The organism is Mycobacterium sp. ITM-2016-00318, assembly GCF_002968285.2.
In the GTDB taxonomy this organism is placed as follows: Bacteria; Actinomycetota; Actinomycetes; order Mycobacteriales; family Mycobacteriaceae; genus Mycobacterium.
The window spans coordinates 3,999,986-4,026,318 of sequence record NZ_CP134400.1; the positions used below are offsets into that span (position 1 = coordinate 3,999,986).

Annotated in this window: 22 protein-coding genes and 1 pseudogene; 10 read left to right on the plus strand and 13 right to left on the minus strand. The window is 66.6% G+C overall.

Annotation, left to right across the window (positions count from 1 at the left end; all coding sequences use genetic code 11):
• Positions 1–11 precede the first annotated feature (11 nt).
• Together C6A82_RS19565 and C6A82_RS19570 are read right to left on the minus strand one after the other, a co-directional pair.
• Positions 12–1,637 carry a HAMP domain-containing sensor histidine kinase gene (locus C6A82_RS19565; protein WP_311101419.1) on the minus strand — a complete coding sequence of 542 codons (1,626 nt, stop codon included), beginning with the start codon at positions 1,635–1,637 and terminating at the stop codon, positions 12–14.
• The gene (locus C6A82_RS19570) at positions 1,615–2,319 is read right to left on the minus strand and encodes a response regulator transcription factor (RefSeq protein WP_105343822.1); all 705 of its coding nucleotides are present in this window, start codon (positions 2,317–2,319) and stop codon (positions 1,615–1,617) included. The genes C6A82_RS19565 and C6A82_RS19570 overlap by 23 nt, the downstream gene beginning before the upstream one ends.
• 477 nt (positions 2,320–2,796) lie before the next feature.
• Here C6A82_RS19570 and C6A82_RS19575 point away from each other — a divergent pair, with 477 nt between their 5' ends.
• Positions 2,797–3,018, plus strand: a complete 222-nt coding sequence (locus tag C6A82_RS19575; RefSeq protein ID WP_105343803.1) for a hypothetical protein — start codon at positions 2,797–2,799, stop codon at positions 3,016–3,018.
• A gap of 17 nt (positions 3,019–3,035) precedes the next feature.
• On the opposite strand, the gene C6A82_RS19580 is transcribed toward C6A82_RS19575, so the two are convergent.
• Both C6A82_RS19580 and C6A82_RS19585 read right to left on the minus strand, forming a co-directional pair.
• The gene (locus C6A82_RS19580) at positions 3,036–3,218 is read right to left on the minus strand and encodes a hypothetical protein (RefSeq protein WP_233216851.1); all 183 of its coding nucleotides are present in this window, start codon (positions 3,216–3,218) and stop codon (positions 3,036–3,038) included.
• A gap of 211 nt (positions 3,219–3,429) precedes the next feature.
• Positions 3,430–3,672: a hypothetical protein gene (locus C6A82_RS19585; RefSeq protein WP_105343808.1), complete on the minus strand. Its 243-nt coding sequence runs from the start codon at positions 3,670–3,672 to the stop codon at positions 3,430–3,432.
• Between the two features lie 209 nt (positions 3,673–3,881).
• Between C6A82_RS19585 and C6A82_RS19590 the strand changes: the two genes are divergently transcribed.
• Genes C6A82_RS19590 through C6A82_RS19605 form a run of 4 tightly spaced genes read left to right on the plus strand, consistent with a single transcriptional unit; the run spans position 3,882 to position 9,298 of the window.
• Positions 3,882–4,859 carry an ABC transporter permease gene (locus C6A82_RS19590; RefSeq protein ID WP_105343810.1) on the plus strand — a complete coding sequence of 326 codons (978 nt, stop codon included), beginning with the start codon at positions 3,882–3,884 and terminating at the stop codon, positions 4,857–4,859.
• Complete coding sequence (locus tag C6A82_RS19595; RefSeq protein WP_199193680.1) at positions 4,856–5,785, plus strand: ABC transporter permease; 930 nt, start codon at positions 4,856–4,858, stop codon at positions 5,783–5,785. Before C6A82_RS19590 ends, C6A82_RS19595 begins: the two co-directional genes overlap by 4 nt.
• Positions 5,782–7,620 carry an ABC transporter ATP-binding protein gene (locus C6A82_RS19600; RefSeq protein WP_105343812.1) on the plus strand — a complete coding sequence of 613 codons (1,839 nt, stop codon included), beginning with the start codon at positions 5,782–5,784 and terminating at the stop codon, positions 7,618–7,620. The genes C6A82_RS19595 and C6A82_RS19600 overlap by 4 nt, the downstream gene beginning before the upstream one ends.
• A 10-nt stretch (positions 7,621–7,630) precedes the next feature.
• Complete coding sequence (locus C6A82_RS19605; RefSeq protein WP_105343814.1) at positions 7,631–9,298, plus strand: ABC transporter family substrate-binding protein; 1,668 nt, start codon at positions 7,631–7,633, stop codon at positions 9,296–9,298.
• A gap of 16 nt (positions 9,299–9,314) precedes the next feature.
• Here the strand turns inward: C6A82_RS19605 and C6A82_RS19610 are convergent, their stop codons facing one another.
• The 3 genes from C6A82_RS19610 to C6A82_RS19620 form a co-directional block, all read right to left on the minus strand.
• Positions 9,315–10,673, minus strand: coding sequence for a hypothetical protein (locus tag C6A82_RS19610; protein WP_105343816.1), 1,359 nt, complete (start codon positions 10,671–10,673; stop codon positions 9,315–9,317).
• Positions 10,670–11,284, minus strand: coding sequence for a hypothetical protein (locus C6A82_RS19615; protein ID WP_142405912.1), 615 nt, complete (start codon positions 11,282–11,284; stop codon positions 10,670–10,672). The genes C6A82_RS19610 and C6A82_RS19615 overlap by 4 nt, the downstream gene beginning before the upstream one ends.
• A 63-nt stretch (positions 11,285–11,347) precedes the next feature.
• Entirely contained in the window at positions 11,348–12,601 is a 1,254-nt protein-coding gene (locus C6A82_RS19620; RefSeq protein ID WP_105343820.1) for an alpha/beta fold hydrolase, read from the minus strand.
• Positions 12,602–12,674: 73 nt separating this feature from the next.
• Here C6A82_RS19620 and C6A82_RS19625 point away from each other — a divergent pair, with 73 nt between their 5' ends.
• A complete protein-coding gene (locus C6A82_RS19625; protein ID WP_311101420.1) occupies positions 12,675–13,079 on the plus strand; it encodes a DUF1622 domain-containing protein in 405 nt (134 codons plus the stop codon).
• Positions 13,080–13,093: 14 nt separating this feature from the next.
• Here C6A82_RS19625 and C6A82_RS19630 read toward each other — a convergent pair.
• Both C6A82_RS19630 and C6A82_RS19635 read right to left on the minus strand, forming a co-directional pair.
• Positions 13,094–14,482 (minus strand): annotated as a pseudogene (locus C6A82_RS19630) (GMC family oxidoreductase); the annotation flags it as partial.
• Positions 14,481–16,067: an MFS transporter gene (locus C6A82_RS19635; RefSeq protein WP_105348648.1), complete on the minus strand. Its 1,587-nt coding sequence runs from the start codon at positions 16,065–16,067 to the stop codon at positions 14,481–14,483. The pseudogene C6A82_RS19630 and the gene C6A82_RS19635, both read right to left, overlap by 2 nt.
• Positions 16,068–16,144: 77 nt before the next feature.
• Here C6A82_RS19635 and C6A82_RS19640 point away from each other — a divergent pair, with 77 nt between their 5' ends.
• The gene (locus C6A82_RS19640) at positions 16,145–16,813 is read left to right on the plus strand and encodes a helix-turn-helix domain-containing protein (protein WP_105348647.1); all 669 of its coding nucleotides are present in this window, start codon (positions 16,145–16,147) and stop codon (positions 16,811–16,813) included.
• On the opposite strand, the gene C6A82_RS19645 is transcribed toward C6A82_RS19640, so the two are convergent.
• Entirely contained in the window at positions 16,810–19,437 is a 2,628-nt protein-coding gene (locus C6A82_RS19645) for an ATP-binding protein (RefSeq protein ID WP_105348645.1), read from the minus strand. The two genes, C6A82_RS19640 and C6A82_RS19645, sit on opposite strands and share 4 nt — an antisense overlap.
• A complete protein-coding gene (locus C6A82_RS19650) occupies positions 19,434–20,591 on the minus strand; it encodes an exonuclease SbcCD subunit D (RefSeq protein ID WP_105348644.1) in 1,158 nt (385 codons plus the stop codon). The genes C6A82_RS19645 and C6A82_RS19650 overlap by 4 nt, the downstream gene beginning before the upstream one ends.
• A gap of 250 nt (positions 20,592–20,841) precedes the next feature.
• Here C6A82_RS19650 and C6A82_RS19655 point away from each other — a divergent pair, with 250 nt between their 5' ends.
• The gene (locus C6A82_RS19655; RefSeq protein WP_396836825.1) at positions 20,842–21,318 is read left to right on the plus strand and encodes a SixA phosphatase family protein; all 477 of its coding nucleotides are present in this window, start codon (positions 20,842–20,844) and stop codon (positions 21,316–21,318) included.
• Here the strand turns inward: C6A82_RS19655 and C6A82_RS19660 are convergent.
• The gene (locus tag C6A82_RS19660; protein WP_105348640.1) at positions 21,315–21,872 is read right to left on the minus strand and encodes a DUF3558 domain-containing protein; all 558 of its coding nucleotides are present in this window, start codon (positions 21,870–21,872) and stop codon (positions 21,315–21,317) included. The genes C6A82_RS19655 and C6A82_RS19660 overlap by 4 nt on opposite strands.
• The gene (locus tag C6A82_RS19665; RefSeq protein ID WP_105348659.1) at positions 21,869–22,384 is read right to left on the minus strand and encodes a DUF3558 domain-containing protein; all 516 of its coding nucleotides are present in this window, start codon (positions 22,382–22,384) and stop codon (positions 21,869–21,871) included. The genes C6A82_RS19660 and C6A82_RS19665 overlap by 4 nt, the downstream gene beginning before the upstream one ends.
• 160 nt (positions 22,385–22,544) lie before the next feature.
• Between C6A82_RS19665 and C6A82_RS19670 the strand changes: the two genes are divergently transcribed.
• Positions 22,545–24,287: an ABC transporter ATP-binding protein gene (locus C6A82_RS19670; protein WP_105348639.1), complete on the plus strand. Its 1,743-nt coding sequence runs from the start codon at positions 22,545–22,547 to the stop codon at positions 24,285–24,287.
• Positions 24,288–24,295: 8 nt separating this feature from the next.
• Complete coding sequence (locus C6A82_RS19675; protein ID WP_105348637.1) at positions 24,296–26,221, plus strand: ABC transporter ATP-binding protein; 1,926 nt, start codon at positions 24,296–24,298, stop codon at positions 26,219–26,221.
• Positions 26,222–26,333: the final 112 nt, after the last annotated feature.

Here is a 26,333-nt window from a genome sequence, read left to right on the forward strand (position 1 = left end):
CGGCTGCCCGGTTAGGTCCCGGTTTTGGCCTCGCTGTGGCTTGACTGTGAATTGAGGGGCAGTTTCACCACGAATTCGGTCCTACCGGGCACGCTCTGCACGTCGATGGTGCCGTTGTGCGCCCTGACCACCGCGGCGACGATGGCAAGTCCGAGTCCGGTGCTGCCCTCTCGGCGCGACCGTGACGAGTCGCCGCGGGCGAACCGCTCGAAGACCTCCGGCTGCAACCACACCGGGATGCCGGGACCGTCGTCGGTCACGGTGAGGATCGCGTGCCCGCCGTCGACCGCCAGCGCGGTGGTCACCGATGTCCCCGCCGGGGTGTGGGTCCGCGCGTTGGCCAGCAGATTGGCCAGCACCTGATGCAGCCGCGCCTCGTCGCCCCTAACCACGACCGGTTCCTCCGGCAGGTCGAGCGACCACGTGTGGTCCGGCCCCGCGATGTGAGCGTCGCTGGCGGCGTCGACCACAAGGCGGGTCAGATCCACCTGTTCGCGCTGCAGCGGTCGCCCGGTATCGAGGCGCGCCAGCAACAGCATGTCCTCGACCAGGTGGGTCATCCTCTCGGTCTCGGACTCCACCCGGTTCATCGCGTGCGCGACGTCGTCGGGCAGGACGTCCTGTTTACGTTGTGCCAGTTCGGTGTAGCCGCGAATCGCCGCGAGGGGGGTGCGCAGTTCATGGCTGGCGTCGGCGACGAACTGGCGGACCCGCATCTCGCTGGCATGCCGCGCGGACAGTGCGCCGGAGATGCGGTCGAGCATGCGGTTCAGCGCCGAGCCGAGCTGGCCGATCTCGGTGTGCGCGCTCGCCGGGTCGACCTTGACGATGGGCGTGGGCAGTCGAACCTCTCCGCGGTCGAGCTCGAGGTCGGCCACCTGCCGGGCTGCGGCGGAAACCGTTGACAGCGGGCGGAATTGACGCCTGATGATCAGGATGCCCGCCGTCGTCGCTGCAATGAGCGCGATGACGCCGACGATGCAGAACATCACCAGTACCCACAGCAGAGTGTCGTCGACATCGGAGGTCGGCAGACCGACGACGATTGTCTCCTCCGGGCCACGGGAGTGGTTGCCCACCACACGATAGCGGCCGAGACCGTCCAGGTCGACCGTCGTCGGGGAGCGGTTCGGCGCGATCTGTGCGAGCTGTTTCGTTGCGGCGGAGCTGAATTCGGCCCGGGCGCCGTCGGCGGTGATCATCCCGGCGTCGACCGGTACGCCCTCGGCGATGACGGCGCCGACCATTCGGGCGGCCTGACCCGGGGCATTCAGAAACTCAGGTCCCGGACCTTCGTCTTCCCGGATGATGATCCGCCGCATACGGTCTCGAGGCGGCGGCTCCCTTGGCCCAGCGAACGGTGGCCCGTGCATCGGTCTCGGCGGGCCGAATCCCGGTGGCGGCGGTCCGAACGCGGAGATGGCTGCCGACCGGCGGCCCGCTTCGATCAGTTGCTGATCCAGCTGATGTGTCAGGAAGCGTTGCAGCGCGAACTCGGTTGCGATGCCGATGCCCGCGCACACCACCGCGAGCAGCGCCACCTGAGTGACCAGCAGGCGCGCCCGTAGCGACCATGTTCGCGGAGACCGGATCCGAGTCAGCGCTCCTGGTGGGTCAACGCGCGGGCTTGAGGACATACCCCGCCCCGCGCAGCGTGTGGATCATCGGTTCGCGGCCGGTGTCGATCTTCTTTCGGAGATACGACACGTACAGCTCAACGATGTTGGACCGCCCACCGAAGTCGTAACTCCACACCCGGTCGAGGATCTGCGCCTTGGACAACACCCGCTTCGAGTTCCGCATCATGAAGCGAAGAAGTTCGAACTCGGTTGCGGTCAAGGAGATCGGCTCGCCTGCGCGCGTTACCTCGTGGCTGTCCTCGTCGAGGGCCAGGTCGCCGACGACGATCTTGGCGCCCCCTGCCTCGCTCGTCACGCCGGTACGCCGCAGGAGCGCGCGCAGCCGCAGCACCACCTCTTCGAGGCTGAACGGTTTGGTCACATAGTCGTCGCCGCCCGCGGTCAGCCCGGCGATGCGGTCCTCGACAGAATCCTTGGCGGTCAACAGCAGCAGCGGCAGATGCGGGATCCGCTCACGCAGCTTGCGCAGAACATCGAGGCCGCTCATGTCCGGCAGCATCACGTCGAGCACCACGACATCGGGCGGATTCTCTTTGGCGAGCGAGATCGCTGTCGCGCCGTCACCAGCGGTTTGAATCTCCCAGCCCTCGTACCGAAGCGCCATCGACACGAGTTCGGCGAGCACGGGCTCGTCGTCGACGACGAGCACGTTGATGGGTTTGCCGTCGGCGCGACGCATCACGGTGCGTTCAGGGTCGTTGGCGTTAGCGCTCACACAGATCCATTCGGGTACGCACGACGTCCATTATTCGCCGGTGGCGTTAGCGGACGCTGTGCCGCTTCTGTGTGCGCACTGTGAACGTCGATCCACCCATGCGGTACCGACGGCGCCCTCAGCCGGTTCGCATCTAGGCGCTGCACAGTGGCCCCGTGACGTCCGACGATGCAGAACAGCCGACACCACGGCGCTGGGCCGGGCGTCAGGCGCTCGCGGCGGTCGCGGTTGCAGGGGTCATCGGAGGGCTGGGAGGGGCCGCAATCTATGCGGCGACCCAGGGGTCGCCTCACGCGCCGGCCAGCGGGCCGCGGGGCCCGGCGCATTCGCCGCCGCCGCGACCCGACGCGATTCCACCTGCACAAACCCCAACTGACGCTGCGGGCGTACTGCACAGCGAGTACGTGGGTCTCCGACGGACACGGCGGCTATACCACGAAAATGACGCAGACGGGCGTCGTCGACGAACTCACGTTGTCTCAGATCGTGATCCGCAGCGACGACAGGTTCACGCAGATCTACGAGTTTCCCTCAGCGTCGGTCGTGCCCGACAAGTCCGTCGCCGCCAAGGACACGGTCACCGTCGAAGCCACCCGCACCGGGCCGACGCCGACGCTGACCCTCGACCGAATCGGAGAGGGTCGACCGCCGACCGGGAACTGACCGGCGCCACTTCGGGATTACGGACCAAAGCCCTCAGGCGGCTCGGCAACCACCTCGGGGACCGCGACCGATGTCTCGACCTCGGTAGCAGCCTTTTCGATCGTGCTCGTCTCGCCGAGCGTCATCTGGGTGCTGGACACGACGGTCGCTGATCCGGGTTCCTCGCTCAGCCCCGCTGTCAACGCGCCCATGGCGACCACAGCACTCGCACCTACAGTCGCCGAAGCCAGTTTCATCTTCCGCGAAATCATCTTCTGACCACTCCAATTCAGTTACTGGTCAGCCGTCCCATCCAGCCAGGACGGCCGGTCGAACTGTTCTTCGAGAGGTCCGCGACGACCCCTCCGGCACGTTGGGTAACCGGAAGGGTGAAAGGTGAAACGTTGCCCGGATGACAGCCGAGGACGGGCGTTAGTCGGCGGGTAGCGGCGCCGGGCCCTTGATCACCGGCACGGCCATCGACGTGGCCTCGACGGTGTCGTCCTTGCCCGAGGCGGTCGTTGTCGCCGCCATGGTCATCTTGCCGACGGCGACGTTCTCCGCGCCCATCGTGTGCTGATGAACGCTCATCGCCAGCGCACCCATCGTCACCACTGCGCTCCCGCCGATCGCCGCGGCCAGCAGTTTCACCGTGCCCGTCTTCTTTGAATCCATTGTCGTATTCCCTTTCATGGCCGTTGCCGACTCAACCCCTGCGGCGCGGCGAACCGGGAAAAGTGCAGGTGACAACCAGTGAACTCGCGTTTTCTGAAGCCTCGCTTAAGACCGGGTGGGAATTGGCTAGCCGCGCCGCAGCCAGGGGTATCGGCCTCACAGCCCGCGATCTCCTACCCTGTGCGCATGCCTGCTGCCGGACGTCGCCGATGACGCGGTTTCTCGCGCGGCGGCTGCTCAACTACGTCCTGCTACTTATCCTCGCGTCATTCCTCACGTTCACGCTGACCTCCACGTCGTTCAGGCCGCTGGACAGCCTCGAGTCACGCAATCCGAGGCCGCCGCAGACGGTCATCGACGCGAAGGCCGCCGAGTTGAACCTGGACCGCCCGATCCCCATCCGGTACGCACGCTGGGCATCGGGCGCCGTGACCGGCGACTTCGGCACGACGATCACGGGCCAGCCGATCTCTGCTGAGCTGGGCCGCCGCGTCGGGGTCAGCTTGCGGCTGCTGGTCATCGGCGCGCTGCTCGGCACGTTCATCGGTGTCGTGGTCGGCGCCTGGGGTGCGATCCGGCAGTACCACCTGAGCGACCGCGTCATCACTGCGGTGTCCCTGCTGTTGTTGAGCACACCGGTGTTCGTCACCGCCTATCTGCTGATCCTCGCCGCGAACGGGGCCAACTCGGTTGTCGGAGTGCAATTGTTCGAGTACATCGGAGAGACGTCGCCCGAGGCCGTCAGCGGTGGGTGGAACCAGTTCGTCGACCGGGTCCAGCATCTTGTGCTGCCGACATTCACGCTCGCCCTGCTGGGCACCGCCGGCTACAGCCGGTACCAGCGCAACGCGATGTTGGATGTGCTCGGGCAGGACTTCATCCGCACCGCGCGCGCCAAGGGACTGACCCGGCGGCAGGCACTGTTCAAGCATGGCCTGCGCACCGCGCTGATACCGATGGCGACGCTGTTCGCCTACGGCATAAGCGGTTTGGTCACTGGAGCGGTGTTCACCGAGAAGATTTTCGGCTGGCACGGCATGGGCGAATGGGTGGTGCAGGGCATCGCCACCCAGGACACCAACATCATCGCCGCGGTAACGGTGTTCACCGGTGCCGCCGTACTTTTCGCCGGTCTGCTCTCCGACGTCATCTATGCTGCGCTGGATCCGAGGGTGCGTGTGGCATGAGTGAGCCGGTGACGACGGAGACGGCGACGACCGCGCAGTCGGGTCTCGATGCGCACCGGTTCGCCTCGCGGCGGACACTCGTCCGGCGCAGATTCTTACGCAACAAGCCCGCCGTCGTCTCCCTTGTTCTGCTCGTACTGTTCTTCGTCGGCTGTTATGCGCTGCCTCCGCTGCTGCCCTACAGCTATACCGATCTGGACTACTACGCGTTGCAGCAGCCACCCAGCGCCGACCACTGGTTCGGCACGAATGCACTCGGGCAGGATCTGTTCGCGCTGACGCTTCGCGGAATGCAGAAGTCGATGCTGATCGGCGTCTGCGTAGCTCTCATCTCGACGATCCTGGCCGCAACGGTCGGGGCGATCGCCGGTTACTTCGGCGGATGGCGCGATCGCCGCCTGATGTGGCTGGTCGACCTGTTGCTCGTGGTGCCGAGCTTCATCGTGATCGCGATCGTCACACCGCGACTGGGGTCAGCCGATCGTGTCTTCTGGTTGATCCTCTTGTTCTCTGTGTTCGGCTGGATGATCAGCTCACGCATCGTCCGCGGTATGACGATGAGTCTCCGCGAACGCGAATACGTCGTGGCCGCACGGTACATGGGGGTGCCGAATTGGCGGATCATCGTTCGCCACATCCTGCCCAATGTGGCGTCCCTGCTGATCATCGACACCACGCTCAACGTCGGTACTGCGATCATCGGCGAAACCGGATTGAGCTTCCTCGGTTTCGGTATCCAGCCGCCCGACGTGTCGCTCGGCACCCTCATCGCCGACGGCTCCAGTTCCGCCACGATATTTCCGTGGGTCTTCCTGTTCCCCGCGGGTATCCTGGTGCTGATCGTGTTGTGCACCAACCTCATCGGTGACGGTCTACGCGACGCGCTCGATCCCGGCTCGAGGCCGCTGCGGAGGCGACGCAGATGAGTCTGCTCGAGGTGCGTGGCCTCACCGTGAACTTCCCGACGGAATCCGAACGCGTCGCAGCCGTTCGCGGGATGAACTATCACGTCGATTCCGGTGAGGTCGTCGCGCTGGTCGGCGAATCCGGCGCGGGCAAGTCGGCGAGCGCGATGGCCGTGGTCGGATTGCTTCCGGAGTACGCCGAGGTGACGGGGTCCGTCCGCATGCACGGTGACGAACTGCTCGGGCGCTCCGACCAGGGCATGTCCCGGGTGCGGGGAAAGTCCATCGGGACGGTGTTCCAGGATCCGATGTCGGCCCTGACGCCCGTGTACACCATCGGCGACCAGATCGCCGAGGCGATCGAGGTGCACAACAGCGACGTCACCCGCAAGGCAGCGCGCGCCCGCGCCGTCGAACTACTGGAATTGGTGGGCATAGCGCAGCCCGAAAGGCGTGCGAGGGCATTCCCGCACGAGCTGTCCGGTGGCGAACGCCAGCGCGTCGTCATCGCCATCGCCATCGCCAACGACCCCGATCTGCTGATCTGCGACGAGCCGACCACCGCGCTGGATGTGACCGTGCAGGCGCAGATCCTCGAAGTGCTGAAGACTGCGCGCGACGTCACCGGTGCCGGTGTGCTGATCATCACCCACGACCTCGGCGTCGTCGCCGAGTTCGCCGACCGCGCCCTCGTCATGTACGCGGGGCGTGCCGTCGAGGTCGCATCGGTCGGCCAGCTCTACCGCGATCGCCGGATGCCCTACACCGCAGGCCTTCTCGGTTCGGTGCCGCGACTCGACGCGCCGCAGGGTGCGCGGCTTGTGCCCATTCCCGGTGCACCGCCGTCACTGGCGTCGCTGCCGCAGGGCTGTACGTTCGCACCACGGTGCCCGCTTGCCATCGACGACTGCCGTGCCGCAGAACCGGAGCTGATCACCGTCGGCACCGGCCACAGCGCAGCCTGCATCCGAACCGAGGAGGTCGCAGGCCGCAGCGCCGCCGACATCTACGGCATCTCGACCGAACCGGATACGGCCGACCGCATTGACGCAGACGGCCCCGTCGTCCTGCGTGTCGAAAACCTCGCCAAGACATACAAACTCACCAAGGGAGTGGTGTTGCGGCGCACGATCGGCGAGGTACGTGCCGTCGACGGCGTCAGCTTCGAACTGCAGCAGGGTCGCACATTGGGCATCGTCGGAGAGTCCGGATCGGGCAAATCGACGACGTTGCATCAAATCTTGGACCTGACCGCGCCGCAGGCAGGCTCCATCGAAGTGCTCGGCGCCGACGTCGCGTCCTTGGACGCGAAGGGCCGACGGGCACTGCGGGGCGATCTGCAGGTGGTGTTTCAGGATCCGGTGGCCTCCCTGGATCCACGGCTCCCGGTCTTCGAGGTGCTCGCCGAACCGTTGACCGCCAACGGTTTCGACAAGAAGCGCATTGACGACCGGATCTCCGAACTGTTGGAGATCGTGGGCATGCGCAGGGTCGACGCCGATCGCTACCCGGCCGAATTCTCCGGCGGCCAGAAGCAGCGCATCGGTATCGCACGCGCGTTGGCGCTGCAACCGAAGATCCTTGCGCTCGACGAACCGGTGTCTGCGCTCGACGTCTCGATTCAGGCCGGCATCATCAACCTGCTGCTCGACCTGCAGGACAGGTTCGGCCTCGCCTATCTGTTCGTCTCTCACGACCTGTCGGTGGTGAAGCACCTCGCGCATCACGTGGCGGTGATGTGCAAGGGCAGGATTGTCGAGCACGGCGAGGCTGATCAGGTCTTCGCCAACCCCACCGCCGAATACACAGCCAAGTTGCTGGCCGCGGTTCCTCAACCCGAGCCGGACCGCGGCTAGAGTCGTTCGGATGAAGCTCCGACGCTTAGCTGCGGCCCTGTTGGTCGCCGGTCTCACGATCACCGGCTGTTCGGGCGGCGACAAGGAGGCACCGCCTGCCGGAGGCAACGCCGAGGTCGGCAAGACCAGCGACATCAACCCGCAGGACCCGGCCACATTGCGCCAAGGCGGCAATCTGCGACTGGCGTTGAGCGGTTACCCCTCGAACTTCAACAGCCTTCACATCGACGGCAACGAAGCCGACACCGGCTCGATGCTGCGGACCACCATGCCGCGCGCCTTCCGCGTCGCCTCCGATGGCACGACGACGGTCAACACCGACTACTTCACCGACGTCAAGCTGACCAGTGAAAACCCGCAGGTCGCCACATACACGATCAACCCCAAAGCGGTCTGGAGCGACGGCGCCCCGATCACCTGGGAAGACATCGCGTCCCAAATCAACGCGACCAGCGGCAAGAACAAAGAGTTCCGCGTCGCCAGTCCCAACGGTGCCGACCGCGTAGAAAAAGTGACCCGCGGCGTTGACGACCGGCAAGCGGTCGTCACCTTCGCAAAGCCGTTCTCGGAGTGGCGAGGAATGTTCGCAGGCAACACGATGCTGCTACCCAGAAGCATGACCGCCGACCCGGAGGTGTTCAACAAAGGACAACTCGACCGGCCCGGCCCATCCGCGGGACCGTTCATCGTCACCGATCTCGACCGCACCTCGCAGCGAATCACGTTGAAACGCAACCCGGAATGGTGGGGCACACCGCCGCTGCTCGACAGCATCACATATCTGGTGCTCGACGACAAAGCGCGTATTCCCGCTCTGCAGAACAACACCATCGATGCCACCGCTGTCGCCTCGCTGCCCGAGTTGACCACGGCGCGCAACACCGCCGGCATCTCGATTCGGCGAGCACCCGGCGCCAGCTGGTATCACTTCACGTTCAACGGCGCACCCGGATCGATCCTCTCCGACAAGGCGCTGCGCCTCGCGGTGGCCAAGGGCATCGACAGGCAGGCCATCGCCAACGTCAGCCAGCGCGGCCTCGTCGACAAGCCGACACCGCTGAACAACCACATCTTCGTAGCGGGCCAGGATGGCTACCAGGACAACAGCGGACCCGTCGCCTACGACCCCGAAAAGGCCAAGCAGGAACTCGACGCCCTCGGCTGGCGGATGAACGGCCAATTCCGAGAGAAGGACGGCCGCCAGCTGGTGATCCGCGATGTGCTCTTCGACGCCGACACGACGAAGCAGATCGGCCAGATCGCCCAGAACAGCCTGGCTCAGATCGGGGTGAAGCTCGAGCTCGACACCAAGGGCGGCACCGGGTTCTTCAGCAACTACATCATCCCGGGCGACTTCGACATCGCACAGTTCAGCTGGGTCGGTGACGCATTCTCGCTCTGCTGCCTCAACCAGATCTACACGACCAACGCGGAGAGCAACTTCGGCAAGATCAGCAGCCAGGAGATCGACGCGAAAGCCGAGGCGACCTTCGACGAACTCGACCCCGCCAAGGCCCGCAAGCTGGCCAACGACCTCGACAAGATGATCTTCGACATCGGCTTCAGCCTGCCGCTGTTTCAATCGGCAGGCAACGTCGCAGTGCGAAGCAGCTTGGCGAACTTCGGTCCGGCCGGCATCGGCGACCTGGACTACACCAAGATCGGCTTCGTGAAGTAACCCGTCGCGGATTACCTCACTGCGGCTTCGGGCCCAGCGTGCGGGCGCGTTGCACCCATGGGTCGGCAAGCATCGCGGTGAAGAAGTTCACGATCTCTGCACGAGGGCTGCGGTAGGTGTCCAGCCGCCGCACGACGATCTCGATGCGCTGCAGAAACCCGCGGAATGCGTCTGCGGCATCCTCGGCGTAGGCGGCGGTTTCCTCGTTGCGGTGCACCACGTCTGTGCCGTCTTTCGCTTCGTCGCACAGGTAGATCGCGTGCTCGTGCACAACCCGCGCCAACGTCTGCATGATGTCGACATCGACCGGGATATCGTCGTCGCCTTCATCGGCCATGCCGACTTCCAGCATGTAGTCGATCTGGTGCAGCGCGTTGAGTGCATTCTCGATATGTGCTGTCTCCGAACGAAAGTCAAGCGGAGGAACCGGCATCGACAACGTGCGCGTCGCGCGCGCCTGTGCCTTTCGGACAGCCTCGTCGGCAGTCGCGTAGGCACGCGCCACCTCGGCCTCCGCCGCCTCCCGCACGGCTGCCGCCTCGCCCGCGGCCCACCCGCGCGCCGCGGCGATCTCGGCGTCGGCCTCGGCGCGCAGCCGCTTGAGCTCACCGCGGAGCTGCTGTGCCGTCTGCTCGGCGGCTTCCGTTGCCGCCGTGCGCTCTGCGGCTCGCTGCTGGGCACGGGCCTCGGCAGCCGTCGCCCGCTCACGGGCCGCGGTGACCACGGCATCGGAATCGGCGCGGACCTGTTCCAGCTCGGCGCGCACATGCTGAACCGTTTTTTCGGCCGCCTCGCTGGCGGCTGTGCGCTCGCTGGTGCGCTGCTCGGCACGAGATTCCGCGGCGGCCGCCTTCTCATGCGCCGCCGCGATGTCGGCTGCAGCATCGGCGCGAACATTCTCGAGCTCGACGCGCACCTGCTGCAGCGCGCGTTCGTGCGCCTCCGTGGCGGCCGCCCGCTCGGCCGCCCGTTCCATGTCCTTCTCGGCGACGTGCTGCTGCGCCGTGCGCAACTGCGCACGCGCGGCGTCGGCTGTACGGGACGACTCGTCGGCCTCGACTCGCGCCGCCGCCGCGGCGGCCTCGGCATCCAGCTTGTCCTGATGTGCAGTCTGTGCGCGCTCCTCGGCGATCCGGCGCAGGTGATCGGCCTCGACCAGCGCCATGACCGGCGAAAGCCGTTGTCTGGCCGGGCCGTTGCGCGTGCGACGGTCGAGGAGCTGGTCCTCGGTCATCGTGGCGACCGCAACCAGCGCCGCAGGTGGCGTCTTCCCGCGGCGCTTCGCGGCCTCAACGGCCTCTGCCGCGGTGCGACGGGTCAGCGAGGCCCACTCGTCAACCCCGAGGTCGGAGATATGGCTCTGTAGCGACGTCATCGTCGGTGTCGCCGTCCGTCGCCGGCCATTTCGGTGGCCGCCGTCGCGGTGTCGTCGGGTGCGGGCGTCTTGTCCGGCTGGTCTTCCGCGGCCCTGGCAGCCGGCTGCTCCTTGGCGGCCGCCTGCGGCTTGCGCGTTCTTTCTTTCTGCGGCGGCGGGGGTGTGCGTCCCGCGAGCTCGGCAAGCGGGCCACCCTGCTGGGCCAAAACCAGAGCCAACTGATTCTGGTAAGCGGTCACGGCGTCGGCGAGGGTTTCGTCCTCGAGCCGCTCGGCATCGCGAAGCAGGCCTCGAAGGGTCGCCATGGCCAGTTCAGGGCCGAGGCCGAGGGTCGCCCCCTCACCGGCCGCGGGTTCGACGCCTGCCGTGTCCACCAGCCACGTGAACGTCTGCCAGCACTGCGCAGAACTCTTCGCTTGCTGCTCGGCGTCGCGCGCCGCCTGGTGGTGTCGCTCGCGCTGCTCGAGGTCCTTATCGTGCCGTTTGCCCGCCCGCCGGATCGAGAAGAGAACAGCACAGAGCACGATGAACGCCGCGACCACTGCCGCCACGCCGACGAAACCGGGCGAGACGAGGAAATCACGCAGCGGCACCATTGCCTCCCATCGCATGCGGATAAGCCGTCATCCGCACCATTCTGCCGTATGGGCCAACTCGGCCACCGCACGATCCGGTTACGAAGTCACCCGTCGAATTGCACGCGGAATCGCAGCGGGCAACGCGGATTCGACGACTGCGGCAGCACCGAGCGCCCCCACCAACAGCCGGATACCCAAACTCGCCGGCACCGCATCCAGTTCTTTCCCGCGCGTGGAAAGCGGTGAGATGTCGCCGTCGTAGACCGCTTCGACGATATCGAGCGCGGTGCGTTCACGGGCGTCGATGACGCTGTGGCCAGCGGTCGGCAGGTCGACGAGAACGGAATCGGGGACGAGCGCAACGATCTCCTCGGCGACCGCCCGCGGCGTGATCAGATCGCGTCCACCCGAGATGACGATCGTCGGCCAACCGAATGTCGGCATCAGCGCAGCGAGGTCGTACGGCTCGGTCTCGAAATCCTCATGCGCAGCGGCCAATTCCTGGAAGGCGGCGGCCGGATCCAACGGTCTGCCGTCCGGCGCCGCACCATAGTTGAGTTCTCGAAAACCGATGCGCCCGACCAGATCCGGTTCGTTGCGATACGGCGCCTTGCGTTCGAACAGATACCGCGACGCCTGATCCAGCACGGTCCACAGGCCGCGCCTGTCCTGCAACAGCAGGTCGAGTTGACGCATCAGCACCGCGGGCCCCGCGAGTCCGTAGACGGCTGCTGTGAGCTGTCCGTCAGCGGGTGTCAGCACCCCCTCGTCGACGAGCTTTCGCACCTTGGGCGCAAGCGTGGCGGTGTCGGGATCGTCACCGTCCCACAGCACCCGACGTGTTTCGTCGCGCGCGGCGTCGATGTCGTCGGCCGACAGCAACGGCGAGTCGAGCACCATGGCATGCACACGATCGGGGTGGCGCACACCGACTCCCGCAGCGACATACGTGCCGTACGAGGTGCCGTAGATGACCGCCTTGCCGACCTTGGCGTCGTCGAGAACCGCGGCGATGTCGTTGACCGCCTGGTCGATGGTGAGCGCCTCGGGCGGCAGGTCAGCGCCCTGGTCGTCGTGGCGCGACATTCCGACCCCGCGGTGGTCGACCATGATCACGTCGAGACCCCTTGCCGCCGCGTGTCTGCGCAGACCGCGGTACAGCGCGATCGAAGCCGCACCCGGCCCGCCGGGGATGATCACCAGTGGGGTCGTCGACTTCTTGCCGGTGCGGACGTAGAAGAGGTCGAACTCGCCGTCGCCGTCGGGTGTCACCGGCCGCCGCACAGGACGCACGCCCGGCATCGCGGCCAGCTTGTCGTGCGCACGCCGACGTTTGGCGTTCATCGTCATCGCCAACCATTCTGCCTCCGGCGGAAATCCGGCGGTAATAGAGTCGCAGGACGTATCGACGACGGGGACGCGGGTGGTGTTGGAACAGTTCTTCGAACGGGCCACGCAGGCGTTCGAGGTGTTGGGCGTCTCATCGATGGTGTTGGGCACCGGCTACGCCATCGGCCTCGCCCTGGTGACATGGCGGCGAACCGACGGCGCACGCGCCTTCAAGACGCTGCGCAACGCGATCGGCGGCGCGATACTTCTCGGCCTCGAATTGCTCGTCGCCGCCGACATCGTCAAGACCGTCACGTCCAAGCCGTCGCTGGAAGACGCTGCGATCCTCGGGTTGATCGTGCTGATCCGCACGGTGCTGAGCTTCACCATCGAGGTCGAGATCGACGGCGTCGCACCGTGGCGAAAGGCCTTGAGGTCTGGTCCCGAAGTGCTGGCCAGAACAACGCGCGAGGCGCGACCGCAGCCAAACGAACCCTGACGGACGTTCCTTTTTCAGCGGGCCCGGATGAGATCAGCGGCCTTCTCCCCGATCAGCACGCTCGGGGCGTGGGTGTGACCACGCACGATGGCAGGCATCACCGATGCGTCGGCTACCCGCAGCCCCTCGACGCCGCGCACCCGCAGCTGCGGATCGACCACGCTCGCCTCATCGCTGCCCATCCGGCAGGTTCCCACCGGGTGATACAGCGTCTGCGAGCACTCGTTGATCGCCCGCTCGAAGGTCTCGCCGTCGAGCCTCGTCGCACCGACCGGGCGGGCGATTCCGCCGAACAGCCCACTCAATGCGGGCGATTGAGCGATCCGCGCGGTCATCTGCAATCCCGAGATCAAAGCGGCGCGGTCGGCGCCCGCATCGTCGCTGAGGTACTGCGGATCAATGATCGGCTTGTCCAGCGGATCGGATGACTTCAAGGTGACGTGGCCACGGCTGCGCGGCTTCACCAGGATCGGCCCCGTCGCCACCGCGTGCCTCTCGTAGGGCTCGCCGATGCCCTCCTCGAAGAACGGCGCGGGAGCGAATATCAGCTCCAGATCAGGGACTTCGAGCTCCGGCCTGCTGCGGACGAACCCGTATGCCTCGCCGACATTCGATGTGAGCATGCCCCTGCGGCGGAACAGGTAGTTCAGCAACTGCAGCGGCTTCTCGGCGCCCAACAGCGAATCGCTTGGCACGTCGAAGCCGAGCGGCACCGCGAGGTGGTCCATCATGTTCTTGCCCACCTCGGGCGCATCGGCCACCACATCGATGCCGTGGCTGGACAGCTGTTCGCGGTCTCCGATACCGGACAGCATCAACAGCTGCGGACTGTTCACCGCGCCGCCCGACAGCACCACCTCACGGCGCGCCCGCACGACGCGGCGCTGACCGAGCTGGTTGTACTCGACTCCGACCGCACGCCTGCCCTCGAACAGCACCCTGGTGGCCGTGGCCTCGGTCTGCAAGGTCAGGTTCGACCTGCGCAGTGCGGGTTTGAGGTATGCATCCGCCGCACTCCACCGTGCACCCTTGCGCTGAGTGACGACGGTTTGACAGAACCCTTCGGGCGCATCGCAATTGGGATCTTCGACGTCATAGCCGCATTCGCGCACGGCCGTGAGCCAGGCCGCCGTCGAGCTCCGCGGGCTGCGTTGCGGCGAGACGACCAGCGGTCCGGCTTCGATCTTCGCGAAGTACTCCGCCACGTGCGCGAAGTCCCACTCCTCGCCTGCGAGGGCACCCCATTCGTCGTAATCGGCCGCGAAACCACGTACCCACATCATCGCGTTCATCGACGAACAACCGCCGAGCATTTTGCCGCGGGGCCAGTAGATTTCACGCCCGTCGAGCTGCTTCTGCGGTTCCGTCAAATAATTCCAGTCGACCTCGATCCGCCGGAGTTTAAGAGGTGGGGCCGTCCTTCGTAGCGAGTTCTCCCTCCCGCGCAGGCGACGAGGCTGCGGTCAGGTCCTCGCGTGCGGGAAGCAGGACGGCCACCACGGCCGCTGCGCCGAGCGCGATTCCCGCACACACGAGGGAGCCGACCTGAAGCCCGTCCAGGAAGGCGCTATCGACGGCGTCGCGAACCGAGGGAATCGAGCCGGCCGACAGTTCCGCGACAACCTGCTGAGCTGCCGCCATAGAGCGCTCCATCGTGGCGCCCAGTTCATCGGGCAGCGCCGCAATCACGGGATCGGCCGCGAGCCGACTCGAGTACATCGACGCGAACACGCTCCCGACGATCGCGACCCCCAGCGTGCCGCCGAGTTCGCGCGTGGTGTCGTTGATGGCCGAGCCGACGCCTGCCTTATCCGGCGGCAGGGCACCCATGATCGCCTCGGTGGCCGGCGCGGTGGTCAGGCCAAGCCCCCCGCCGAGCAGAACCATCTGCGCCGCGATCACCAGGTACGGCGTGGCGGCGTCCACGGTGGACGCCCATGCAAGTCCCGCGGAGAACATCACAAGACCTCCGCTGACGACAACGGTGGTGCCGATCCGCTCGACGATGCGGGGCCCGAAGCCGCTGCCGACAGCGATCGAAACGGCGACCGGGAGCAACCGCACGCCTGTCTCGAATGCGCTGTAGGACTTGATGAATTGGAAATACTGGGTGATTACGAAGATGAAGCCGAACAAGGTGAGAAAGCCAGCGGTGACCGCGAGGCTACCGCCGGAGAAACGACGGTTGGCGAACACTGATACATCCAGCATCGGATGGGCGCGCTGGCGTTCCCACACCCCGAACACCCCCAGAACGGCCGCGGCCACGGCGAACCCGACGACGGACTTCACGGTGTCCCACCCCCAGTTCGGCGCTTCGATGACGGTGTAGACCAGGACGGTCACCCCGAGCGAGGAGAGGATCAAACCGCCGACGTCGACCGGAGGGGTGGCCGGGTCGCGGGACGTCGGAACGAAGAGGTATCCGCCGATGATCGCCACGGCGACGACAGGAACGTTGACCCAGAAGATCGCACCCCATGCGAAGTGCTCGAGCAGCCAGCCACCGGTGATCGGGCCGACCGCCACACCGACGCCAACCATCGCGGCCCACAGTCCGATGGCCTTGGCGCGGGCGACGGGATCGCCGAAGATGTTGGTGATGAGGGCCAGCGTTGTGGGGAAGATGACGGCGGCCCCGACACCCATTGCGGCACGCGCGGCGATCAAACCGTCGGCCGTGCTGGTCTGGGCCGCGACGGCGGACGTGAGAGCGAACATGATCAGGCCGGCCGCGAGCCATCCGCGTCTGCCGTAGCGATCGCTCAGGCTGCCCGCCGACAGCAGCAAGCCGGCCATGACCAGGGTGTAGGCGTCGACTATCCATTGCAGCTGCGCGGTGTCGGCGTCGAGCTCCCGCGACAGCGCGGGTATCGCGACGTTGACGATTGTGGCGTCGACGCTGATGACGAAGACGCTCAGGCAGATGACGAGCAACGCGGCGGCTGGACGGTTGCGGAAAAGGGGGAAGCGAGGTGACTCAGGCATGCACAAGAAACTAAACCTACTAGACAGATTTTTCAAGCAGTTAGACGCTTTTCGCGTGTAACTGCTAGAGTGGCGTCGTGGCCGCCCGGAAGAGCTACAACCAGAATTGCCCGATCGCACGGGGTGTCGATGTGATCGGCGAACGATGGACTCTGCTCGTACTGCGCGAGCTGATCGGCGGTGCGCGCCGGTACAGCGACCTGCGCGCTGCGCTGCCTGGAATCGCCACCAACCTGCTTGCCGACCGACTCCGTGAACTGGAAGACGCAGGTCTGGTGGACCGCACCGAACTGCCCGCGCCGATCGCGCGCACCGTGTACACACTGAGTCAGACCGGATGGCGCAAAGTTCCGCCCGTCATTCAGGCAGTGGCCAGATTCGGCCTCGACCTCGTCGTCCAGGATGACAGTGCGCTGACACCGTTGAACGGCTTCCTCGCAGGCATCCTGTTGGCGTTCGACCCTGCTCGCGCCGACGCGTTGGACGCGACCTACCGCGTCGATATCGACGGTCGCCGTTTCGATTTCGCGGTCAAGAACGGAACTCTCAGCGCTGGCAATACCGAACCCGCGGTCACAGTGACGGCTGCAGCGCGCGATGTGATCACAGCCCGCATCGGATCGACTGCCGCACAACGCAAAGCGGCATTGCGACGGTTGACGTTCGTCGGTGACGGCGGCGACGTTGCTGCGATGCGAACCGCTTTTCACCTTGCGGGCGACCCGCAGCTCGCTGTCAGCGGCTAAGCGGACAGTTCGATGTGGTGGGCGGCACCGACGCTCTCGTATCGCTGCGGACTGCAGGTGAGCACGATGACCTGGCCGTCGCCACCGACGGCGTCGAACACCGCGCCCATCTTGACCAATCGCGCCGCGTCGGTGAAGCCGAGCGCATCGTCGATGACGACGGGGACGCTGTCCTCCTTGGCCACCAGCGCCGCGCCGGCCAGCCTCGCGACGATGCCCAGCTGCTCCTTGGCACCGCCGGACAACGACTCGTAGGGAACCGTGCGCCCGGACAGCGTGCGGCTGCAGATTCGCAGCTGGCTGTCGATCTCGACTTCGAACGTCTCTCCGAAGACGATGCGGCCCAGCCGCTCGACCTGGCCACGGAACGGATCGACATAGCGCAACCGGGTGGCGTCCCGGTGCCGAGCCATCACCGACCGGAGCAGCTCGGCAGCCCTGGCCCGCCGGTGCACCCGCAGGTACTCGGCCTCGGCGTGCTCGCGCTCGGTTTCGGCGGCGTCGAGCCGGCACTTGCGTCCCTCGGTGCCGTACACCTTCAACTGCGCCGTCACCAGGCGAAGGGCATCGGAGGTCCCGTCATGACGGTCCCTCAACGCATCGACGTGCCGCATCACCTCATCGAGCGCGGCGGCGACGGCGCTGGGAGCGCAGCGCGCCAGCTCGCCATCCAGATCGGCGACGAGCCCGGTGGCGCGCCGCGCCTTCTCCTTGTCGGCTTCGGCCTTGACGAGAAGTTCGTCGTCGGTCACGGTGGCGCGCTGTTGGGCGAGGCGATCCCGCCCCACCGTCAGCTCGGCGAGGCACGCGGTCAGCTTTTCCTGGGCGACGCTGGCCTGTGTCGCCCTCTCCCCGAGGCGTTTCACAGCGACCTCGGCGACCTTGCGGTGCGTCTCGCATTCCGCGATGGCCTTCTCCTGCGCGGCGGTCGCTTCGGTGAGTTCGGTACGAGCACTTGCCGAGTCCGCCGAGCCGGTCGCCTCGGCGGTGTTCGGGTTTGCAGTGTCGGACAGTTCGGCGAGTCGAACACGAAGCGCGTCGACCTCGTCCTCGCCGAGCAGGCCGTTGACGGTCGCAGTCGACCTGTCGCGACCGGCCACCAGCTCCCGACGCCGCTGATCCAGGACACGCGCGCTCGCGACATCGCCGACCTTGGCGGCCGACAAGGCGTGCGCGAGAACCCGTTGTGCGGCATCGAGTTCGTCTTGCGTATCGGAGGCGGGGGCGCCGGGAACGATCCGCGCGGTCAACACGCCCGGCACATCGATCTCGGTGGCCGTGGTGGCGTTCGTCGACCATTCGCCGCCCGCTGTGAGCCGGACGAATTCGCCGCCCACCAGAAGCTCGATATCGCGCGCGGCGGTGAGCTCGATGTGCGCCGATACCAACTCGGCCTGACCCGCCGCGCGTTCCACGGCGGAAGCGGCCGTTTCGATGTCGCGCATCAGGGCATCGGTGAGCGCGATCGGCGCGAGTTCACGCTCCGCGTCCCCGAGCTCGGCGAGCGCCGCGTCGATTCTGGCCAGCCTGCCCGAAAGCCGTTGCGCCTCATCTCGATCCGACTGCCGGTCGAGGGCGCGGCGGGCCGCCTCCACGCGGACCTGGCTGCTCTGTACCGCAACGCGCGCCTCGTCGGCGGCCGCCTCCGCCGCCTCCTGCACTTCGCGGGCGGTGAGCTCGTCCTCGTGCGCCCGCGCGGCGGCCTTCTCCAACTCGGCGACCGCACCGGCCCGATCCGTGACGTCGGCCGCCAGCCTGCGCCGCTCGGTCAGCGCCGAGAGCGACGCCTCGAGCGTGGCATCAGCGGCGGTTGCGACCACCTCGGCCTGTTTGAGCTGCTCGCGCAGAACGGCCACCTCTTCTGCCGCGGTGCGCGCGGTCGCCAGCCGTTTGGCCGCTTCGGCGCACTCGCCGGAGAGCCGCTCGAGTTCGGCGGCGAGAGTCGCGTGAGTGCGTACGGCATTGTCGACCTCGGCGACCGCGGCCGCACACCGGGCCACCTCGTCGTCGGCGTCGCGCATGCGCTTGTTTGCGGCGGCCCACTCGCCGGTCGGCCTGCCGGTGGGCGTGAAGTACCGGAGGTACTCGGCGTCGATACGGTCGATCAGTAGCGGCTCGGCGCCCGACAACTGCACGGCCTCACCCGCAGCGACGTCGAGCGCTCGAGAGAGCGCATCGCACCCCGAGAGGTCCACCGCCGCCGTCGACGTGGACTGCAGCACCCGTTGCGCCCGCCAGAGCTGTACGTCGACGGTCTCGTCGAGGATCGCCCGCACCCGGTCGTGAGCCTCGTCGCCGGTGAGCTGCTCGCGACGTGGCGCCAGCACCGTCAGAGCGGTCTCGGCCCGCTTGTGGAAACGCTTGCGATAGACGAACCGGTAAGGGCCCGTGCTGATCTCGGCGGTGATCTCGGCGCCGACGTCGGCGTGCGTCGGCTTGACCTGTTTGACTTCCTTCTTCGTCGACCGGTCCTTGGACTCCAGCAGCAGGTCGAGAGCCTCGATCATCGACGACTTGCCGATCTCGTTGGCGCCGCAGACGACGACCACGCCGTTGTCGGGAAACTCGATCTCGCGATGAGTGATGCCGCGGTAGTTGGTGAGCACCAACCTGTGTAACTTCACGCGATCCCCCTGTCGCCCTTGTCGACCAACCGCAGGAGCAGAGACAAGGCGGTCCTTGCATCGTCGGCGTCGTCACCGTCGGAACGGGCCGTGGCAACCAGTTCGTCGACAGCGGCGGCGGCGAACCCGCCGATACCGAGGTCGTCGAACTCTCCGTCGGCGGGAATGACCGCGATCTCGGACCGCCGTTCCCACAGCCCGAGCGCCGCGAACACCCGCGCGTACTTGTCGAGGCAGGCGTCCAGTGCGGCCTTGTCGGTGACGGTCAGCGATCCGGTGAGCGCCAACCGAATGACGGTGCGTTCTTTGTCGGACAGCAGGTCGAGGTTGATGTCGAGATCGGCGATGTCGCGACTGGTGTCAACGCCGTGGTGCAGCGTCACGAAGCGCCAGCGACCCACTTGGCGCGGCTCGACGTTCACCGCCCTGCTGTTGTCGGTCTCATCCAGATCGACCACGAGCACGTGGCCGGGATCGGGTTCGATGTCGTCGTAGTTGGTGACCTCGGGCGAGCCGGAGTACCAGATCCGGCCGGACGCGCCGACCTGCATGCGAGAGTGCTTGTCGCCCAAGGCCACATAGTGCACCGCGCCGCGGGCGATCGCCGCCTCCACCTCCTCGAGCTGTATCAGCGAAGGCCGGTCCTTGTCCGGGACGAAGATGTCCACCGCGCCGTGACCCACCACGATGCGGGTCGTCCCGTCGGCGGGTAGATCGTCGATGACCCGCGCGACGAGGTCGGTGGTGGGCGCCTTCGACGTCCATGGTGCGGCGACGATCTCCAACCCCGGCCGTACCTCGTGAACACCGGCGCCGTCGAGAACCCTGACGTTGTCCGGACATTCGGCGGTGAACAGGGCGCTGGTGTACACCGACGACGCGTCGAGCGGATCGTGATTGCCCGGCAGCAGATAAACCGGAACGCCGACTGCCCGCATCGCCTCGAGCGACTGGCTGACCACGCGTGGCATCAGCTGGTTGTGCTCGAACACGTCGCCCGCCACCACAACGAACTCCGCCCCTGTCTCATCGGCCAGGGCGCCAAGCCCCGCCACCGCGTCGCGTCGCGCAGCCGAATACCGGGCCTGGGCCTCACCGTTGAGGAAGTACCGGGTCATTCCGAGCTGCCAGTCGGCGGTGTGCACGAATCGCATTTCGACCCTCCTTCCTTGCCATGTTTGCCAGGTGTGGCGAGTGTAGGACCGGTCGCCGACAAGTCGTCGGACCTCGTCCGGCATGTGGGCCCCCAAACCACGTCGGGTCGGCCCGCGTCGTGCCGCGATCGGTGAGTCGCGCAGACGCTCTGCAGTATCGGCAGCGGGGTTCACCGCCGAACGCTACTTCGCCGGTCTTCGCTGCCCTAGCGTGGGAGCGGTGACGAACCAATTCCGGACGCTGCTGCTGATGCGGCACGCCAAGTCGGACTATCCCACCGGCGTGCCCGACCATCAGCGTCCACTGGCGCCGCGTGGACAACGGGAGGCAGGCCTGGCCGGAGACTGGTTACGCGCGCACACGCCGTCGGTCGATGCGGTGCTGTGCTCCACCGCAACCCGCACCCGCGAGACGCTGGCCCGGACCAGGATAGAAGCGCCCGTCAGCTACACCGACCGGTTGTACGACGCGACGACGGGCGCGGTGATCGGCGAGATCAACGGCGTCGACTCCGACGTGGCGACGCTGTTGGTGATTGGCCACGAGCCCGCGATGTCATCGGTGGCGCTCGGCCTCGCAACTGGAGACGGCAGCAACAAGACTGCGGCCGATCACATCTCGACGAAGTTCCCGACCTCGGCCATCGCGGTGTTGCGGACCGCGGAGCCGTGGGAGGCGCTGACGCTCAGCAGCGCCGCGCTGGTCACCTTCCACGTGCCGCGTTAGGAGCTGGTGGCCAGCGTCAGCTCCATCAGTTTGATCGCCATCCCGCAGGCGTCGATGCCCGGCTGCTGCGGATTGACCCACCAACCGACCACACCGCCCGCATCGCTGGCGACACCGCACGCCCCGTTGGGGTCGTTGGGACGCATGACGATCGACGGAACGCCGGCGATCGCGCGGCTCTCCACCTTGTACTCGAGTTGATCGGCGGTCTTTCGTTCGTTGTCCAGGCTGCCCTGCTCGAACCAGAAGCGGGTGATGTCGACGAGCCCGGCCGGGTTGGCGGCCTGCCAACGGCACACCGCTCCGACGAACGTGCTCTGGATGTCCAGCGGATCGGCTCCGACGGTCTTGGCCAGGATGTCCTCGGTGAGGACGTCGCACTCTTTGAGCAGGTTCGGATACTGCTTCTCGGAGTTGTCGTTGCGTGGCACATCACCGGATCCGGCCTTGGCCGCCGTGCCTTCGACGGTCCGCGAGCAGCCCACCGACATCGTCACCGCCGCCAACACGGCGACGATTGCCGCACCGACCCGGTGTACAGAACCGCCGGTCATTTCGCGTTCACAATCGTCTGACGGGTCAACTCCTTGGCGATGTCACAAGGATCGGGGAACGGCTTCTCCGCGAAGCTGATCGACCACTCGATGAAGTCGTCGTCGTACTGGATGCCGATCTCGCACAGGTTGTTGCCGAGCGTCGGGTCCTCGCCGACCGCGATGAAGCCGTCGTGACCCTCGATGTTGATGTCCTCGACGCTGGCGCGCGACAGTTCCTCGGTCTTGCGTTCGCGTCCGATCGGGCTGCCGCGATACAGGGTGATCGAGAAGTGCGGGCCGAGGATGCCGCCTCCGGCCAGCCACTGGCATCCGACGGAGTTCTTGGCCGTGTTGACCAGTCCGGACACTCGGGTCTGCTCGGCCATCGTCTCGTCGGTGACGCCGCCGCACTGAGGGAAGAACGGCCCGTGCTTGATGCCCTGTGCGGTCGGCGGGGCCGACGGGTCGTCGGTCGACGTCGAATCGGAGCCCGAGGAACACGCCGCCAACACCGGAATCAGGACGACCATGGCGACGGCCAGCCGTTTCAGGTTGCTGGGGATCACAGCGCACACTGTAGCGGCAGCCGCCCAAGGCGAACCTGAGAGACACGCTGACCTGCTCTTTCATTGCGTGAAACGGGCGTCGGTCAATCCGCTGTCCTACAGGTCGGTATGCGAAAGTAGCGAGATGCTCCTGGCCCTGCTGCGTTGGTACGTGCGGCCGTATCGTGGGCCGCTCGCTGCCGTCGCGGTGCTTCAGGTCATCAGCAACATGGCTTCGCTGTACCTGCCGACGGTCAACGCGGCGATCATCGACGACGGCGTGGCCAAGGGCGATATCGGGACCATCGTCGAACTCGGCATGGTCATGCTGGCCGTCACCGGGCTGCAGGTGCTGTGTGCCGTCGGTGCGGTGTACTACGGTTCGCGCGCCGCGACGGGCGTCGGGCGCGATCTGCGGTCGGCGATCTTCCACCACGTGACCGGCTTCTCGGCCGCGGAAACGGCGCGCTTCGGGGCACCGTCCCTGCTGACTCGCACCACCAACGACGTCCAGCAGGTCCAGTTGCTGGTCCAGTTGACCGCCACCATGCTGATCACCGCACCGATCATGTCGATCGGCGGCATCTTCATGGCGGTGCACCAGGACGCCGGCCTGTCGTGGCTGCTGCTGGTCAGCGTGCCTGTGCTGGCACTCGCCAACTACTGGATCGTGCGGCACCTGCTGCCGATCTTCCGCGTCGTGCAGCGGCTCATCGACGGCATCAACAGGGTGATGCGCGAGCAGCTGTCAGGCATCCGCGTCATTCGGGCGTTCGCCCGGGAGCCATTCGAGCGCAACCGGTTCGCCGAGGCCAACCAGGCGCTGTCGGATACCGCGCTGACGGCGGGCCGCTGGCAGGCCCTGATGCTGCCGGTGACCACGCTGGTGATCAACGTCTCCAGCGTCGCGTTGATCTGGTTCGGTGGAATGCGTATCGATGCCGGCCAGATGCAGGTGGGTTCGCTCATCGCGTTCCTGTCCTATTTCATGCAGATCCTGATGGCGGTGCTGCTCGCGACGTTCATCCTCGTCCTCATTCCCCGGGCGACCGCGTGCGCCGAGCGGATCACCGAGGTGCTGTCCACCGAGCCGGCGATCACCAGCCCGGCCGAACCCGTGCGGCCAGAGTCGGTCGACGGTGCGATCGCCCTGCGCGAGGCAACGTTCTGCTACCCCGGCGCTGAACGACCGGTGCTCCAAAATGTTTCGCTGACGGCGAAGCCGGGGACCACCACCGCGATCGTCGGGTCCACGGGATCGGGCAAGTCGACATTGGTTTCGCTGATCTGCCGGATGTACGACGTCACGTCCGGAGTCGTGCAGGTCGACGACATCGACGTGCGGGACTACGACACCGAGCAGCTGTGGTCGGAGGTCGGCCTTGTGCCGCAACGGGGTTACCTGTTCTCCGGCACCGTCGCCGACAACCTGCGCTACGGCAAGGCCGATGCGACGGAAGACGAGATGTGGGAGGCCTTGCGGGTGGCGTCGGCGGACGGTTTCGTGCGCTCGCACGGCGATGGCCTCGACATGCGCGTCGCCCAGGGCGGCATCAACTTCTCGGGTGGGCAGCGTCAGCGCCTGGCCATCGCACGCGCCGTCATCCGCAAGCCGGCGATCTATCTGTTCGACGACGCCTTTTCGGCGCTCGATGTGCACACCGACGCCAGGGTGCGCGCCGCACTGGGCGAGGTGTCCGCCGGCGCCACGGTTGTCATCGTCTCGCAACGGATTTCAACGGTTTCCACGGCGGACCAGATCGTCGTGATCGATGACGGCAGGATGGTCGGCACCGGGACCCACGAGTCGCTGCTGGCCGACTGCCCCACCTATGCCGAGTTCGCCGATTCGCAGTCCGTCGGTGCAGGCGTCGGGGGTGACCGGTGACCCAACCAATGGAACGTCCGATCCGCGGCATCGTCCAGGCGCCGACGGAGCGCTCCAGGGACTTCAAGGGCGCCGCGATCCGCCTCGTGAGGCGATTGACGCCGCAGCGCGGGCCGACCGCCGCGGTGATTGCGATCGGGATCGCCGGCATCGCGATCGGCGTGATCGGCCCGCGAATCCTCGGGCACGCCACAGATCTGTTGTTCAACGGAGTGATCGGCCGCGAGTTGCCCGCAGGGCTGACCAAGGACCAGGCCATCGCTGCCGCCCGGGCTCGCGGCGACACAACCTTCGCGGACCTGCTGTCGGGGATGAACGTCGTTCCGGGCCGCGGAGTCGACTTCGCGGCGGTCGGGCGCACGCTTCTGCTCGCACTCGGCCTGTATCTGATTGCCGCTCTGTTGATCTGGCTGCAAGCCCGGTTGCTGAACGTGGTCGTGCAAAGGACGATGGTGTCACTGCGGTCGGACGTCGAGGACAAGCTGCACCGCCTGCCGCTGGCGTACTTCGACACCCGACAGCGCGGTGAGGTGCTCAGCCGCGTCACCAACGACATCGACAACATCTCGACGTCGGTGTCGATGACGATCAGCCAGCTGTTGACATCCCTGCTGACGGTTTTCGCCGTCCTGGTGATGATGCTGACGATTTCGCCGCTGCTGACTCTGCTCACGGTCGTCACCGTGCCGCTGTCGCTGTACGTGACCCGGGCGATCGCGCGTCGTTCGCAGCGGCTCTTCGTTGCGCAGTGGACCAACACCGGACGGCTCAACGCCCATATCGAGGAGACCTACAGCGGCTTCACCCTGGTCAAGACGTTCGGCCACCGCGAGCTCGCCGAGGAGCAGTTCCGCGAACGCAACGCCGACGTCTACCACGCCAGCCGCGGCGCGCAGTTCTTCTCCGGGCTGGTCGGACCCGCCACCACATTCATCGGGAACCTCAGCTACGTCGCGGTGGCAGTGGTCGGCGGCATCCAGGTGGCCACCGGGCAGATCACCCTCGGCAGCATCCAGGCCTTCATCCAATACGTGCGCCAGTTCAACCAGCCGCTGACCCAGGTCGCGGGCATGTACAACACGCTGCAGTCGGGGGTGGCCAGCGCGGAGCGGGTCTTCGACCTGCTCGACGCGGACGAAGAGCCGGCCGACCCCTCACAAACGTTCCTTACCGCACGAGAGACAGCGGAGAAGTCGAGCGGTGGGGAGCGTTCGCGTGGCGTGCGGGTCGAGTTCGAGCGCGTGAACTTCGCCTACCGGGAGGACACCCCGGTGATCGAGGACCTGTCGCTGGACGCGCAGCCCGGCAGCACCGTGGCGATCGTCGGCCCGACGGGCGCGGGTAAGACCACCCTGGTCAACCTGCTGATGCGGTTCTACGACGTGGATTCAGGGCGAATCCTCGTCGACGGCGTCGACATCGCGACGATCAGCAGGGAGTCGCTGCGGTCGCGGGTCGGCATGGTGCTGCAGGATACCTGGCTGTTCGGCGGCACCATCTTCGACAACATCGCCTACGGCAGACCCGACGCGCACGAGGACGAGGTCATCGAGGCGGCCCGGGCGGCCTACGTCGACCGCTTCGTGCACACGCTGCCCGACGGCTATGACACCCGCGTGAGCGACGACGGCGGCAACATCAGCGCAGGCGAGAAGCAGTTGATCACCATCGCGCGGGCATTCCTCGCCCGCCCGCAGCTGCTGATCCTCGACGAGGCGACAAGTTCGGTGGACACCCGAACCGAACTGCTGATCCAACACGCGATGGTGGAACTGCGCCGCGACCGGACCAGCTTCATCATCGCCCACCGGCTCTCGACGATCCGCGAAGCCGACCAGATCCTGGTGCTGGAGGAAGGCAGAATCGTCGAGCGCGGCAGCCACGCCGAACTGCTGGCGCGGCGGGGTGAGTACTGGGCGATGGCGCAGGCGTAGAAAGCGCGAGCAGACGCAAAAGTGCCCTGAAGCGGCTTTCTGGGTACTTTTGCGTCTGCTCGCGGGAGAAAAGCGTTGTGCTTAACGACGTCGGGGACGGGTCCTGGTCGGG

What these genes read in the sequence shown, in the direction of transcription:
- C6A82_RS19585 (WP_105343808.1), bottom strand. Translation starts at nt 3,672, where the DNA reads ATGGATTCAAAGAAGACGGGCACGGTGAAACTGCTGGCCGCGGCGATC.
- C6A82_RS19610 (WP_105343816.1), bottom strand. Translation starts at nt 10,673, where the DNA reads ATGACGTCGCTACAGAGCCATATCTCCGACCTCGGGGTTGACGAGTGG.
- C6A82_RS19675 (WP_105348637.1), top strand. Translation starts at nt 24,296, where the DNA reads ATGGAACGTCCGATCCGCGGCATCGTCCAGGCGCCGACGGAGCGCTCC.
- C6A82_RS19665 (WP_105348659.1), bottom strand. Translation starts at nt 22,384, where the DNA reads ATGGTCGTCCTGATTCCGGTGTTGGCGGCGTGTTCCTCGGGCTCCGAT.
- C6A82_RS19655 (WP_396836825.1), top strand. Translation starts at nt 20,842, where the DNA reads ATGCGGCACGCCAAGTCGGACTATCCCACCGGCGTGCCCGACCATCAG.
- C6A82_RS19595 (WP_199193680.1), top strand. Translation starts at nt 4,856, where the DNA reads ATGAGTGAGCCGGTGACGACGGAGACGGCGACGACCGCGCAGTCGGGT.
- C6A82_RS19590 (WP_105343810.1), top strand. Translation starts at nt 3,882, where the DNA reads ATGACGCGGTTTCTCGCGCGGCGGCTGCTCAACTACGTCCTGCTACTT.
- C6A82_RS19660 (WP_105348640.1), bottom strand. Translation starts at nt 21,872, where the DNA reads ATGACCGGCGGTTCTGTACACCGGGTCGGTGCGGCAATCGTCGCCGTG.
- C6A82_RS19605 (WP_105343814.1), top strand. Translation starts at nt 7,631, where the DNA reads ATGAAGCTCCGACGCTTAGCTGCGGCCCTGTTGGTCGCCGGTCTCACG.
- C6A82_RS19565 (WP_311101419.1), bottom strand. Translation starts at nt 1,637, where the DNA reads ATGTCCTCAAGCCCGCGCGTTGACCCACCAGGAGCGCTGACTCGGATC.
- C6A82_RS19635 (WP_105348648.1), bottom strand. Translation starts at nt 16,067, where the DNA reads ATGCCTGAGTCACCTCGCTTCCCCCTTTTCCGCAACCGTCCAGCCGCC.
- C6A82_RS19600 (WP_105343812.1), top strand. Translation starts at nt 5,782, where the DNA reads ATGAGTCTGCTCGAGGTGCGTGGCCTCACCGTGAACTTCCCGACGGAA.
- C6A82_RS19615 (WP_142405912.1), bottom strand. Translation starts at nt 11,284, where the DNA reads ATGCGATGGGAGGCAATGGTGCCGCTGCGTGATTTCCTCGTCTCGCCC.
- C6A82_RS19670 (WP_105348639.1), top strand. Translation starts at nt 22,545, where the DNA reads ATGCTCCTGGCCCTGCTGCGTTGGTACGTGCGGCCGTATCGTGGGCCG.
- C6A82_RS19575 (WP_105343803.1), top strand. Translation starts at nt 2,797, where the DNA reads ATGACGCAGACGGGCGTCGTCGACGAACTCACGTTGTCTCAGATCGTG.
- C6A82_RS19570 (WP_105343822.1), bottom strand. Translation starts at nt 2,319, where the DNA reads ATGCGTCGCGCCGACGGCAAACCCATCAACGTGCTCGTCGTCGACGAC.
- C6A82_RS19620 (WP_105343820.1), bottom strand. Translation starts at nt 12,601, where the DNA reads ATGACGATGAACGCCAAACGTCGGCGTGCGCACGACAAGCTGGCCGCG.
- C6A82_RS19650 (WP_105348644.1), bottom strand. Translation starts at nt 20,591, where the DNA reads ATGCGATTCGTGCACACCGCCGACTGGCAGCTCGGAATGACCCGGTAC.